This window comes from Pseudoalteromonas sp. S16_S37, assembly GCF_014694405.1.
Taxonomy (GTDB): domain Bacteria; phylum Pseudomonadota; class Gammaproteobacteria; order Enterobacterales; family Alteromonadaceae; genus Pseudoalteromonas.
Window position 1 is genome coordinate 226,716 of record NZ_JAAUWV010000001.1, and the last position, 13,695, is coordinate 240,410.

Consider the following 13,695-nt stretch of genomic DNA (forward strand, 5'->3'; position numbering starts at 1 on the left):
GAAGTGTATGACGTTTTACCGCTCTCTAGCATTTCAGCTTAGTTTGGGTTTACTGTGTATCAGCTTACTGGTTCTGGCATCGGCTTATTTGACTAAGGCCAGTTATAAATTACTGGCACAAAGAGACAGTGAAGTAGCCAGCTCTACCAAGCTTGCTGAAAGAGCCTATTTGCTTGAGCTGTCAGTGATAGACTTACAACGTAATGTTTTAATTTTTAAGCAATCTGCTAGTACTGCTGCGGTAAATCGCAGTAATGAATTAATTGCTAAGATTGAGGCCCTGCTTGCTCAAATCAGCAAAACGCCTCATAGCACAGAAGACGTTAATGGCATGATAGTTCGCATGCAAAGCCACCTTGGTGATTACAAAGATAACTTAGCAGTTGCCGTGTCCGGTCGAGAAAAGCGACAATCTTTATATCAAGACGAGTTACTTGTTGTTATGAATGCTGCTCAGTCAGCCATAGATAAAGAACTAGACCCAAATCAACAAGCCATGGCAACACTGAATTTAATCAAAGCGCATAACGCCGTACTCGCGTATTTGATGACGCAAAATGCGGCGCATGTAAAGGACTTTAATCAATATGTATCCCAAGGTAAGTGGCAATTAACAAACGCTGTGGTAAAAGAGCATTTTCAAAATATGAGCACCGCATTTAGAAAGCTCCATCAAACTATTCGTGGGTATTTGTATTTAACCAACGTGGTTTTACCTGGCACTGCCAATGAAATTCTGCACTTATCAACTAAGCTGCGCGCTCAAGAACAGCAGCTAGTGCAAGATAAAATTGCCTCAGCCAAAGAAGTAACAAGCGCTTTGCAATCACGCAGCGATTTATTCATTATGCTGAGTATAGTATTGGTTGCCCTTTATGCCGCGTTGCTTATTCTCAGAGTGATCCGGCCGATCCGCTCGCTCACGGTGCTATTTAAACGCTTGAGTAATAACTTGCATGTTGAGGATATTCCATATCTTAATCGCGAAGATGAGATTGGCCAGCTATCTGTAGCTGCCAGTGTATTTCATAATAAAAATTTGCAAACGACAGAGCTGTTTGAGCGCACCAAAGAATTGGTATTAGAGCAAAAAGAATTGAATAAAGAGTTAGCGGCAAAGCAAAAGGAGGCAGAGCAAGCCACGGTATCAAAGAGCTTATTCTTAGCCAATATGAGTCACGAAATTCGCACGCCAATGAATGGTATTATCGGCTTAATTGAGCTGTTAAAAACGTCTGATTTATCTACTGAGCAAAGAGAATGCATCGATAAAATAGACTACTCAAGTGGTGTGCTGATGGCTGTGATAAACGATATTTTAGATTTCTCAAAAATTGAAGCGGGCAAATTGGACATTGAAGAAAAAGAGTTTGAGCTAGATAAAATGCTCGACAATATACTGGCTTCAGTAAGTTTACGCGCAGCTGAGAAAAACTTGTATTTTAGATGCATAAGCCCAACAGAAGTTAGCCACGTAGTGGGGGACGAAGTTCGGATCACGCAAATTATTCTCAATTTATGCAACAACGCCATTAAATTTACCTCTCTTGGTGGCGTTGAGTTGCGAGTGTCTACTTATGATAGCGCCACAGGGGAGGTGATTTTAGGGATTGATGTTGAAGATACTGGAATTGGTATGACACAGCAGCATCAAAACGATGTGTTTGAGCAGTTCTCTCAAGCCGATGTGTCTACAAGTCGAAAGTTTGGTGGCACGGGTTTGGGGTTGGCAATAGTCAAGCAGCTGTGCGAGCTGATGCATGGCAGTGTGAGTGTGCACTCTGAAATTGATAAAGGGTCAACTTTTTCGGTATTACTTAAACTTCGACCTGCAACTAACCTTCTAGAAAATAAATTATCTGAGGGTCACAACTTTAGTGTTTCTATTGTGTGTCATCGGCAAACAGATAAAACCACACGTATTATCAGTAAGTATCTAGCAGTAAATAACTGTGAAGTGAGCTATCTTGATGCTGAAAAGGTAAGCGGTATAACGCAGCAACAGTTGAGTGAGCTGAACGTTGTATTGATACTTGATAATGAGATGTCCAAATCTATTTGCTTATCAGATATTGCATCTTTGCAGCATTACAGTGCAGGCTTATGTGTGGTCATCGATAAGCGAGATGCCGTATTACTGACGCGTGCCGGTATTGCCAGAGATACGCTGGTGCTAGAAATGCCATTCACTTATGGCACCTTTTATAACTACATTTGCAAGTTATTCAAACATGAAAGTCAGCGCGCTCATATAGCGATACAGCCTGAAATTGAGCTTAATCTTAAAGGACGTGTTCTGCTTGTTGAAGACAATGCGGTTAACCAGATGGTGGCCGAAAAACTACTTACCTCTTTGGGGCTACAAGCTGATATTGCCGAAGATGGACGCCAAGCGGTTAATAAACTCAGCAATACGCCTTATGCTTACGACTTGGTGCTAATGGACATACAAATGCCAGTCATGGATGGGTTTAGTGCAACGCAATTTATTCGCAATGAATTGAAATTAACTATGCCAATCTGTGGGCTTTCAGCTAATGCGATGTCGGAGGATTACGACAAAGCGATAGCCAGTGGTATGGACAACTTTATTACTAAGCCAATCGAAATAGACAAACTTAAAATGGTACTACTGCAGTATCTGGAGCAAAACACATCAGCCTAAAGTACATCCAATGATGTCACTTTAGGCTGAATTAATGTGCAACTATTATTTCTTTTTCTTTTGCTTCGCCTTTAGCTTTTTCTTGGCTTTGATTTTTACTGGGTCTTTTTTCTTCTTAGGTAACTTAGCTTCTTTATGCTGATGCTCTAACCCTTTAATTACACGACGTTTTAAGCTCTGCTCGGTGTAACGTTCGACCTTTTTCAAGATGGCTGCATCATGTGCTTCGACAAATGATATCGCTGTGCCTTTTTTACCAGCACGACCAGTACGACCAATGCGGTGTACATAAACATCCGCTGTGCGTGGCATATCAAAGTTAATCACATGGGTGATGTCAGGTACATCAATACCTCTGGCTGCAACATCCGTGGCGATTAAAATGCGAGTTCTACCGCTGTGAAAATTTGCCATCGCAGTCATGCGTTTATCTTGAGGCATTTCGCCGCGTAGCCATGTTGTTTTGATATCGTTAGAGTATAACTCGCCAACCAGTTGTTCTAGACGTTCACGGGTTTTAACAAAGACGATGGCCTTTTGCACTTCTTCTTCGTTTTGCAGCAAATGGGTTAGCATAGCGAGTTTGTGCTTGTAGTCATCCGCTAAGTGCACCCATTGGTGAATTTTTGCTTTTTCTTTGCGTGATGACTCTGCTTCTAGCAAGGCTGGATCATTTAAAATACGCTCAGCAAATAATTCGACACTGTCACCTTCTAATGTGGCAGAGAATAAAAAGCACTGACGACGGTTTTTGGCTTCATCACAAATTCGTAGCATTTCTTTTTTGAAACCTAAATCCAGCATGCGGTCTGCTTCATCTAAAATGAGCAATTCAACATTTTCAGCATGGAAGTTTTCAGTTTCAAGATATTCCATCAAACGGCCTGGGGTGGCGATGAGAATATCGTTGTTCTTTTCAAAAATTTCTTTATGGCTGCCGTAGTTTATGCCCCCAGTGACAACACCAATGCGTAAACGAGTGTTGGCAGCGAGTAACTGACATTGCTCATGTACTTGATAAGCCAGTTCACGGGTAGGTGCCATAATGAGTACGCGTGCAAACCCTGGGTCTTTACGAGGAAAATCAAGCAAATACTGAATTGCTGGGATCAAAAATGCAGCGGTTTTACCTGTACCGGTTGGAGCTGAGGCTAAAATGTCGCGGCCAATTAAGGCCTCCGGAATAGCCAGCTGCTGAATACTCGTGGCTGTTTCGAAACCCATTTTACTAATGGCGGTTAAAACTTTTGGATCAAGATCGAATTCAGAAAATTGCATAATGCATCATAAATAAAGGACAATGTGAGCAATTATACGCGTGATGGCTATTTTGGAAAAGGTGAATCATGTCTGGGTTTGCATTTAAACAATTTAAGGTACAACAATCGAACACCGCAATGAAGGTTTCGACAGATGGAATTTTGTTAGGCGCATGGGCAAACTTAAGTGGTGCCAATCGCTTATTGGATATTGGTTGTGGAACAGGGCTGCTTTCATTAATGTGTAAACAGCGCGCGCCAGAGCTTGAGATTGAGGCAGTTGAAATTGATGAAGGTGCGTATAAAGACGCCTTTGCGAATATTTGGCATAGTCCTTGGCCTGATATTCAACTACATCAAGATGATATTCGAACGTTTAATACCACTGAAGCGTTTGATGTAGTGATTTGTAATCCGCCTTACTTCAACGCCAGTTTAAAAGGGCCCAATCAAGCGCGCAATACTGCCCGCCATACTGACAGCTTGTCGTTTAGTGAGTTAATCAGTGCTTTTATTCGCTTCAGTCACCAAGGCTCCCGACTTGCACTGATTTTGCCATGTATTGAAACGATGCAGTTTAAATCGCTGGCACAGAGCGAAGGGTTATCACTACAACGGGAGTGTTTGGTTACGACGACAGAATATAAGCCTCCCACGCGAAGCTTACTTGAGTTCGGCTATGACAGTGGGCTGGTAGCACAAACTGATGCTTTATGTATACAAAACTCAGAAGGTGGCTATAGTGACGCATTTATTGCTTTGTGCAGAGATTTTTATGCCAAAATGTAAGGTGTTGCGTTTAATTTTTTAAGGACAATAATGATAGAAAAAACTGAGAAGATACTGTCTTTTTTAAAGCAAATACAGCTGCCATTTGAGTTTAAGAATCTGAGCGGTAAAAAAACTTTTTTACCGGGGTTGAAGCTTGAACAAGGCGTGTTGCAGATAGATTTAGAGAATCTAATGTATCCTGGCGACATCCTCCATGAAGCGGGCCACGTTGCTGTGTGTGAACCAAAAGAGCGGCATCTCCTCAGTGATAATGTGTATCAAAGTGGTCGTAATAAGGATTGGATGCATGGCGAGGAAATGGCTGCAATAGCTTGGTCTGTTGCAGCGATTAAACATATAGGTTTACCACTTGAGGTAGTGTTCCATCCGCATGGATACAAAGGGCAAAGTGCTCACTGGATAACTGTATTCTCTGGAAATGGAGGATTTGGTTATCCGCTGCTAGGTGCATGGGATATGCTAGACCCTGAACGTGGCTTTCCTCATATGCGTTGTTGGATACGCGAGGTGTCTTGGGCCTAGTTGGAGGTCACTGAAAAAGTTAGAGCGTATCACTGTACTCAGTCATTATTTGTGCTATCCAAGTCTCTATGCGCTCATCACTTTTATCATATTGGCTTTCCTCATCAAGGGCTAAGCCAACAAAGTGCTTTTTATCTTCAGTGAGTGCTTTGGATGCTTCAAACTCATAGTCTGGTGTGTTTGGCCAATAGCCCAAAAACTGCACGCCTTGTGGCGCAATTTTATCATGGAGCATACCTAGCGCATCTTGAAACCACTGCCCATAGCCTTGTTGGTCGCCCATGCCAAATAATGCGATAGTTTTGCCCGCAAGATTAACGCTATCAATATCGTCCCAGCGTGATTCCCAATCTTCTTGCAACTCGCCAAAATCCCAGGTTGAAATCCCGAAGATCAAAAAGTCATACTGTTGGGCATTACTAAGTGGTTCGTCTTTAATGTTGTGTAATGAAACGATATCGTCACCAATGATATCGCGGATCTTCTCCGCAGCCATTTCAGTGTAGCAAGTAGTTGAACCGTAAAATAACCCGATCTGCATGGTATTTATCACTTTTAAATTGACTGTTATGATAGGCGCGAAGTCTACCTCATGACGTAGCAAATTGATACAGGAAGCCTGTGAGCGAGCAACAATCAACTACACCGCTAAGCGGCGAAAATGCAGAATATATAGAACTATTTTTAGACTCATTATTTTTAGAGCAAGGGTTGAGTGAAAATACCCTAGCAGCTTATCGAAGTGATATAGAAAAATGTGCTCACTTTATCCAAGTGACTTTTAATAAATCGCTCCTTTGTGTCGAAGGTGATCATATTGAAGCCTATTTAGCGCATCGCCATGATCTGGGCTTGAAAGCGCGAAGCACTGCAAGAGCCCTCAGTGCCCTAAAGCGGTTTTATCTTTTTTTTATTCGCGAAAAGAAAATAACCAACACGCCGCTTTTGAATATTGCGCAGCCTAAAATGGTGCAGTCATTGCCAAAAACACTCACTGAGCAGGAAGTTGAAGCCTTACTCGACGCGCCGGATTTAGGTGATGCGATGGGACTGAGAGATAAAGCAATGCTTGAGCTGCTTTATGCAACGGGCCTACGAGTGACTGAGCTGGTTGGTTTGAGAATGGAGCAGATAAATCTGCGACAAGCTGTGGTGTTCGTTAAGGGCAAAGGCGGAAAAGAGCGATTGGTGCCAATGGGTGAGGAAGCATTGCATTATATTGAACAGTTTCTGAAAATAGGGCGACCTCAAATGGTTAAACACGCCACTGACTTTGTGTTTCCCTCAAAGCGAGGGACTGGGATGACGAGACAAACTTTTTGGCATCGAATTAAACACTATGCTATTTTGGCTCACGTAATGTCGCCATTATCACCACATACTTTACGTCATGCTTTTGCAACACATTTGCTCAATCATGGCGCTGATTTAAGAGTCGTGCAGATGATGTTAGGACACAGTGATTTATCGACCACGCAGATTTATACGCATGTTGCGAGTGAGCGCCTAAAAAGTTTACATCAGCAACATCACCCTAGAGCTTGATGGAATTTTATTGGATATTCTCGGTCTACTGGGGAAATAGGATAATAACTTTAAGAGATAGATATGAAAAAATTAATGTTAGCAGCGGCAATGGTATGCAGTTTTTCAACGCTCGCAAATACTGAAATAGACACAACATCAGAAGCAACGATGATGGCTCCTTTAGCGGTTGACCCAATCAAAGAAAGCTTTGCTAAGCTAGGCGTGACTGTTAAAAGTGTAGAAAGCAGCCCAGTTGCAGGCTTGAAAACCGTATTGACGGATAAAGGCGTACTGTATGCGTCACCTGACGGTAAATACTTAATGCAAGGCAATCTAATCGACTTAGAAAACCGTGTAAACGTGACTGATCAAGCACTTAGTGGCGTGCGCAAAGACGGTGTGGCGCAGTATACCGATTCGATGATTGTTTATAAAGCTGAGAACGAAAAGCATCAAATCACCGTTTTTACAGACATCACATGTGGTTACTGTCGTAAACTTCACAGAGAGTTAGAAGATTATTTATCTGCGGGCATTACCGTAAAATACCTTGCTTACCCACGTGGTGGCTTACAAGGTTCTGGCTATGAAGATCTTATGAATGTTTGGTGTGCAAAAGATGCTGCGCAAGCGCTAACAGATGCAAAAGCAGGGCAAAAGGTTGCTAAAGTTGAAAACTGCAGTGCGCCTGTGGCTGAACATTATCAGTTAGGTCAAAGCTTTGGCTTGTCAGGTACACCTGCGATTATTCTTGAAGATGGTACGCTTATACCAGGTTACCAACCTGCAGACTCACTCGCAAAAATGTTAGAAGATAAAGGCAATAAGTCTTAATAGCAGGTATAATAATAGCCAGTTAAAAAAGGCCGCTAGGCCTTTTTTATTGCGTCAAATTTAAGGTTATGTTGTTCATGAATACCCATATCAAAGCTCGTCCACGTGTTGACGATAGTCATTTGCCCAATCACTTACATCCTGTGATCAAACAGATTTATGCCAGTCGTGGTGTGCAATTGGCCGAGGAGTTGGATAATCGTGCCAGTACATTACTTGATTTTCGTCTGTTTAAAGATATCGACAAAGCATGTGATATTTTACAGTCGGCGCTTTACTCCCAAGCCAAAATATTGATTGTAGGAGACTTTGATGCAGACGGCGCCACCAGTACTACCGTGTTAATGGAAGGCTTGGCGCAATTTGGCTATCAGCAGTTAGATTACTTGGTACCCGATAGGTTTAGTCTGGGTTATGGATTAAGCCCCGCGCTTGCTGAGCAAATAGTGCAGCTTAATCCTGATTTAGTGATCACGGTAGACAACGGTATTTCATGTATCGCTGGGATTGATATCGTTAAGCAAGCGGGTATTCAAGTTATTGTCACCGACCACCACTTACAAGGTGAGCAATTACCCAATGCCGATGCCATTGTTAACCCCAATCAACATGGCTGTCAGTTTCCATCAAAGTCTATTGCCGGTGTTGGGGTGGCCTTTTATTTGCTGGTGGCGCTTCGACATACACTACGAACTCAAAATTACTTTGCGAACAATCAACTTCCAGAGCCTAATTTAGCATCTTTATTAGATGTTGTTGCACTTGGCACCGTGGCGGACGTGGTGGCATTAGATGCTAATAATCGCACTTTAGTTTACCAAGGGTTGGCACGTATTCGCAGTGGTCACACTCGACCTGGCATTGAGGCGCTCATTGAAGTTTCTAATCGTAATGCCGCAAGGCTCAGTGCCAGTGATTTTGGCTTTGCTTTGGCGCCGCGTTTGAATGCGGCGGGGCGCTTAGATGACATGAGCTTGGGGATCGCGTGTTTGTTATCGAAAGATATCAATCAAGCACGACGCATTGCCAGCGAATTGGATAGCTTAAACCATGAGCGCCGCGAAATAGAGCAGGGCATGCAACAAGAAGCACAAGCCGTGCTAGAGCGCTTGGTTTTGAGTACGCAAAGTGTGCCTGATGCCGTCTGTCTTTATCAACAAGATTGGCACCAAGGGGTCATTGGTATTTTGGCGGGGCGCCTCAAGGAGCAATACCATCGTCCTACTGTAGTGTTTGCGCAAGGTGATAACGGCGAAATCAAAGGCTCATGTCGCTCTATCGAAGGCATACACATGAGGGACTTATTAGAGTCACTCAATAGCCAATACCCTGAGCTGATTGAAAAATTTGGTGGTCATGCAATGGCTGCAGGGTTGACGATACAGGAAAGTAACTTTGAGCTATTCAAACAAGTGTTTGTTAGCACCGTTGCAGATAATTTGTCTGAAGAGCACAAACAGAGTGTGCTGTTGACTGATGGCGCGCTTCCTGGCGAGTGTTTTTCCATGGAATTTGCGCAACTGTTGCAGCAAGCAGGGCCTTGGGGACAGCACTTTCCCGAACCTGTATTTTATGGGGAATTTGAATTAGTTCAGCAGCGAATCGTTGGGGAAAAACATCTAAAATTGGTGTTAAAACATCAATCTGGAAAGCTGGTGGATGCCATAGCCTTCAATGTTGATGTAAAAGCATGGCCCAATACGCAAGCGCCCTCAGCGCAGGTTGCGTATCAATTGGATATCAACGAGTTCAGAGGCAAGTTTTCATTACAGTTAATCGTGCGAGAAATCAGCGCAATTACCTAATAAAGGCATTTATAGCGACTACAAATTTTGCTACTATGGCACGTTTAATGATTGGGGTGCCGCTTGGTCAGATATGAAATAGCGGCAACCATAGAAAATCGAGCAATTTTTGGAGTAATGTGCATGTTTGAAGTGAATCCTGTGATTAATCAAATCAAGGACATTCGCGAACGTACTGAACTACTTCGGGGGTATCTTTGACTACGCTCATAAATTAGAGCGTTTAGAAGAAGTTAATGCCGAACTCGAAGATTCAGCCGTCTGGAACGAACCGGAAAAGGCGCAGGCGTTAGGTCGTGAAAAGTCAGCGTTAGAGGAAGTTGTTGAAACTATCGATAACTTGGTTTCTGGTACTGATGATGTTGAAGGCCTGGTAGAGCTTGCCGTTGAAGCGGAAGATCAGGACACCTTTGATGAAGCCCAGCAAGAATTAGCAGCGCTGCTGGAGTCTTTGGAAAAACTTGAATTCCGTCGAATGTTTTCAGGGGCACACGATAGCAACGATGCATATTTAGATTTACAAGCGGGTTCTGGCGGTACTGAAGCACAAGATTGGTGTAACATGCTACTGCGTATGTACCTTCGTTGGGGTGAAGCAAAAGGCTTTAAAGTGGAACTGGTTGAAGCAACCGACGGCGATGTTGCTGGTATCAAAGGTGCAACCGTACGTTTTGTTGGCGAATATGCTTACGGTTGGCTGCGCACAGAAACCGGTGTTCACCGTTTAGTTCGTAAAAGTCCGTTTGACTCAAGTGGTCGTCGTCATACGTCGTTTGCATCAGCATTTGTTTACCCAGAAGTTGACGATAATATTGAAATTGATATTAACCCTGCTGATTTACGTATCGACGTATATCGTGCATCGGGTGCCGGTGGTCAGCACGTTAACACCACCGAGTCTGCGGTTCGTATTACGCACATACCCACAAATACGGTGGTTCAGTGTCAAAACGAACGTTCGCAACATAAAAACAAAGCGCAAGCTATGAAGCAGTTAAAAGCCAAGTTGTTTGAGCTTGAAATGCAAGCGCAAAATGCTGAAAAGCAGTCTCAAGAAGACGCAAAATCTGACATCGGATGGGGTAGTCAAATACGTTCTTATGTATTAGATGACTCGCGTATTAAAGATTTACGTACCGGTGTAGAAAACCGCAATACACAAGCTGTATTAGACGGTGATTTAGACAAATTTATCGAAGCTAGCCTGAAATCAGGCCTTTAATCAACAAGCTAAACTAAGAGCTAAAAAATGACAGATCAAATCCAAGACGAAAATAAACTCATTGCTGAGCGTCGTACCAAGTTGGATGCGATTCGCGAGAATTGCAAAGCCAATGGCCATCCTAACAGCTTCCGCCGTGAAGACTATACGGCTGATCTACAGGCTAAGCTTGGTGATAAATCTAAAGAAGAGTTGGTTGAATTAGACTGCCAAGCAGCTGTTGCAGGTCGTATTCTAGCTAAACGTGGTCCTTTCTTAGTATTGCAAGATATGAAAGGCCGTATTCAGGCATACGCTTCAAAAGAAGTACAACAAGACCTAAAAGCTAAGTATGGTCAATTAGATATTGGCGACATTATTGGTGTGAAAGGTCCAGTACACAAATCTGGTAAAGGTGATTTGTACGTAGACATGGTTGAATATGAGCTACTTACTAAGTCATTGCGTCCATTGCCAGAGAAATTCCACGGTTTAACGGACCAAGAAGCTAAGTATCGTCAACGTTATGTTGACTTGATCACAAACATGGAAACGCGTGAAACGTTCCGTATCCGTTCAAAAGTGATTGAGGGTATTCGTCGTTTCCTAGCTGAGCGTGACTTTATGGAAGTTGAAACGCCAATGCTACAGGTGATCCCCGGTGGTGCTTCGGCACGTCCGTTTGTGACTCACCACAATGCACTTGATATCGACATGTATCTACGTATTGCACCTGAGCTTTATCTAAAACGCTTAGTGGTTGGTGGGTTTGACCGTGTATTTGAAATTAACCGTAACTTCCGTAACGAAGGTTTATCGACACGCCATAACCCTGAATTCACGATGATCGAGTTCTACCAAGCTTACGCTGACTACAATGACTTGATGAACCTAACGGAAGATATGTTACGCACCGTGGCACAAGATGTGTTAGGTACCACGACGGTTGTGAATACAACGAAGAACGCTGATGGCGAAGTTGTTGATACTATAGAGTATGACTTTGGTCAGCCATTTGCGCGTCTATCGATGGCGGATGCGATTATTGAGCACTCAGAAGCAGCTGCTGCACAAGCACATGTTTTCAAAGACCCAGAGAACCATTTTGAAGAGTTGAAAGCATTTGCTAAGCAAATTCATGTGAAAATTCCAGAAAACTGCGTATGGGGCCCAGGAAAGTACTTATGTGAGATCTTCGAAGAAGTAGCAGAGCATAAGCTTATCCAACCGACTTTCATCACAGAATACCCGTGGGAAGTATCGCCGCTGGCACGTCGTAACGATGAAAATCCGTTCATCACTGACCGCTTTGAGTTCTTTGTAGGTGGACGTGAACTCGCTAATGGTTTCTCTGAGCTTAATGATGCAGAAGATCAAGCTGCGCGTTTTGCACGCCAAGTTGAAGAAAAAGATGCTGGTGACGACGAAGCTATGCACTTTGACGAAGACTATATCCAGGCACTTGAGTATGGTTTACCGCCAACTGCAGGTGAGGGGATTGGTATTGACCGTTTAGTGATGTTATTTACTGACTCACCAACGATTAAAGACGTTATCTTGTTCCCGCATATGCGTCCTCAAGCTGACTAATTTAAACGTTACTAAAAAGCCGCTTGTTGAGCGGCTTTTTTTGTATGTTTTGCTAGCTTATCCGTATTTTTATTGACAAAATGTTGAAAAGTTAAACAGCATCACCTAAATGATTTAAAAGCTGCACATTCTATGAGCATACAGTCCAATTTTGCCATAAAAGTGTTTGACTTATTTTCGTAAGCCTTTATTATACGCATCCACAAGACGGAGAGGTGGCCGAGTGGCCGAAGGCGCTCCCCTGCTAAGGGAGTATAGGGTTTGTAGCCCTATCGAGGGTTCGAATCCCTCCCTCTCCGCCATGTTTTAAACATGGTTTCTTGTAACGGACGCGTAGCTCAGCTGGATAGAGTACCTGGCTACGAACCAGGCGGTCGGAGGTTCGAATCCTCCCGCGTCCGCCACTTTTCTCTAAGTGGTAAAATATAGAGACATTGGAAAATGTAACATTCACGACGGACGCGTAGCTCAGCTGGATAGAGTACCTGGCTACGAACCAGGCGGTCGGAGGTTCGAATCCTCCCGCGTCCGCCACTTTTCTCTAAGTGGTAAAAAATAGAGAGCTGCGATGTAGGCGGTCGGAGGTTCACTCTCTCAAGATATGTCCCGCGTCCGCCACTTTTCTCTAAGTGGTTAATAAAAGAGCATCTAGTAAGTAAAGATGTAAAAGATACTTAATTGCGGACGCGTAGCTCAGCTGGATAGAGTACCTGGCTACGAACCAGGCGGTCGGAGGTTCGAATCCTCCCGCGTCCGCCACTTTTCTCTAAGTGGTTAATAAAAGGGCATCTAGTAAGTGGAGATGTAAAAGATACTTAAACGACGGACGCGTAGCTCAGCTGGATAGAGTACCTGGCTACGAACCAGGCGGTCGGAGGTTCGAATCCTCCCGCGTCCGCCACTTCTTAACAGAAGTGAGCAATCAACCGACATGGTCTGAAAAGACAGTCGGTTTTTTTGTGCCTGAAATTTGAGCCCACCAGATAAAGCACTTGTAAAACAACCAGAGGTTCACTCTTACAAGGTACGTCACGCGTCAGCCATTTCTGTGAGAAGTGAGCAAGCAACCGGCATGTTCTGAAAAGACAGTCGTTTTTTTGTGCCTGAAATTTGAATATGTTTATAAAAGTGAACCAGTATCAGCCATTGTGAAAAGCCTTCGGCTAAACCACAGCTCAACCCAACACACTTAAAAAAACAATCATGCTAGCAAAGCAGGAAAAACTGAACCTTACCTTTTGTAATTACTAACTCCTAAGTAAAATTGGTAAATAGTGGTGAAAGTTGCTTTGGCTAAAAATATCAAAGATGCTAGCTTTACACGCTTGTTTTTTGATAATTATCGCTGTCAGGCTTAATTTAGTTTTGTTTAATTTATTAAATAGTCGATTCTGAAAATCTCGGTTTTTCAAAAAACTGAGGTTGTTCAATTTGGATTGCCATCTTTAGAGTCGGTTAACCATCTAACGTTTTTGTTGTTTGATTTTCACGTGCCAATGG

General features: G+C 43.2%; 10 protein-coding genes and 5 tRNA genes. 13 read left to right on the forward strand and 2 right to left on the reverse strand.

Annotated elements, in window-relative coordinates:
* Positions 1-7: 7 nt before the first annotated feature.
* Positions 8-2,665 carry an ATP-binding protein gene (locus tag HC733_RS00930; protein WP_190363186.1) on the forward strand — a complete coding sequence of 886 codons (2,658 nt, stop codon included), beginning with the start codon at positions 8-10 and terminating at the stop codon, positions 2,663-2,665.
* A 45-nt stretch (positions 2,666-2,710) separates the two neighbouring features.
* Here the strand turns inward: HC733_RS00930 and srmB are convergent, their stop codons facing one another.
* Positions 2,711-3,943 (reverse strand): ATP-dependent RNA helicase SrmB, encoded by a 1,233-nt coding sequence (srmB, locus tag HC733_RS00935; protein WP_190363187.1) that lies wholly within the window; start codon positions 3,941-3,943, stop codon positions 2,711-2,713.
* A gap of 68 nt (positions 3,944-4,011) precedes the next feature.
* Here srmB and HC733_RS00940 point away from each other — a divergent pair, with 68 nt between their 5' ends.
* Together HC733_RS00940 and HC733_RS00945 are read left to right on the forward strand one after the other, a co-directional pair.
* Positions 4,012-4,713 carry a tRNA1(Val) (adenine(37)-N6)-methyltransferase gene (locus tag HC733_RS00940; RefSeq protein WP_190363188.1) on the forward strand — a complete coding sequence of 234 codons (702 nt, stop codon included), beginning with the start codon at positions 4,012-4,014 and terminating at the stop codon, positions 4,711-4,713.
* A gap of 30 nt (positions 4,714-4,743) precedes the next feature.
* The gene (locus tag HC733_RS00945) at positions 4,744-5,238 is read left to right on the forward strand and encodes a hypothetical protein (protein WP_190363189.1); all 495 of its coding nucleotides are present in this window, start codon (positions 4,744-4,746) and stop codon (positions 5,236-5,238) included.
* A 19-nt stretch (positions 5,239-5,257) separates the two neighbouring features.
* Here HC733_RS00945 and fldB read toward each other — a convergent pair whose 3' ends face one another.
* On the reverse strand, positions 5,258-5,779 hold the full coding sequence (gene fldB / locus HC733_RS00950) for a flavodoxin FldB (protein WP_190363190.1): 522 nt from the start codon (positions 5,777-5,779) through the stop codon (positions 5,258-5,260).
* 80 nt (positions 5,780-5,859) lie between these two features.
* Between fldB and xerD the strand changes: the two genes are divergently transcribed.
* From xerD to HC733_RS01000, 10 genes are all read left to right on the forward strand, one after another.
* Positions 5,860-6,783 carry a site-specific tyrosine recombinase XerD gene (gene xerD / locus HC733_RS00955; RefSeq protein WP_190363191.1) on the forward strand — a complete coding sequence of 308 codons (924 nt, stop codon included), beginning with the start codon at positions 5,860-5,862 and terminating at the stop codon, positions 6,781-6,783.
* Positions 6,784-6,846: 63 nt separating this feature from the next.
* Positions 6,847-7,599: a bifunctional protein-disulfide isomerase/oxidoreductase DsbC gene (gene dsbC / locus HC733_RS00960; protein ID WP_190363192.1), complete on the forward strand. Its 753-nt coding sequence runs from the start codon at positions 6,847-6,849 to the stop codon at positions 7,597-7,599.
* A 77-nt stretch (positions 7,600-7,676) separates the two neighbouring features.
* Positions 7,677-9,404, forward strand: coding sequence for a single-stranded-DNA-specific exonuclease RecJ (gene recJ / locus HC733_RS00965; RefSeq protein WP_190363193.1), 1,728 nt, complete (start codon positions 7,677-7,679; stop codon positions 9,402-9,404).
* Positions 9,405-9,527: 123 nt separating this feature from the next.
* Positions 9,528-10,626 (forward strand): peptide chain release factor 2 gene (gene prfB, locus HC733_RS00970; RefSeq protein ID WP_190363194.1). Its coding sequence is split into 2 segments (ribosomal slippage): positions 9,528-9,602 and positions 9,604-10,626, totalling 1,098 coding nucleotides; the frame shifts between segments, so codons are not numbered across the junction.
* Positions 10,627-10,653: 27 nt separating this feature from the next.
* The gene (gene lysS, locus HC733_RS00975) at positions 10,654-12,195 is read left to right on the forward strand and encodes a lysine--tRNA ligase (protein ID WP_190363195.1); all 1,542 of its coding nucleotides are present in this window, start codon (positions 10,654-10,656) and stop codon (positions 12,193-12,195) included.
* A gap of 209 nt (positions 12,196-12,404) precedes the next feature.
* Positions 12,405-12,497, forward strand: a tRNA-Ser gene (locus HC733_RS00980).
* A gap of 25 nt (positions 12,498-12,522) precedes the next feature.
* Positions 12,523-12,599 (forward strand) — tRNA-Arg (locus HC733_RS00985).
* A 53-nt stretch (positions 12,600-12,652) separates the two neighbouring features.
* Positions 12,653-12,729 (forward strand) — tRNA-Arg (locus HC733_RS00990).
* A 148-nt stretch (positions 12,730-12,877) separates the two neighbouring features.
* Positions 12,878-12,954, forward strand: a tRNA-Arg gene (locus tag HC733_RS00995).
* 65 nt (positions 12,955-13,019) lie between these two features.
* A tRNA-Arg gene (locus tag HC733_RS01000) sits at positions 13,020-13,096 on the forward strand.
* The last annotated feature ends 599 nt before the right edge of the window (positions 13,097-13,695 follow it).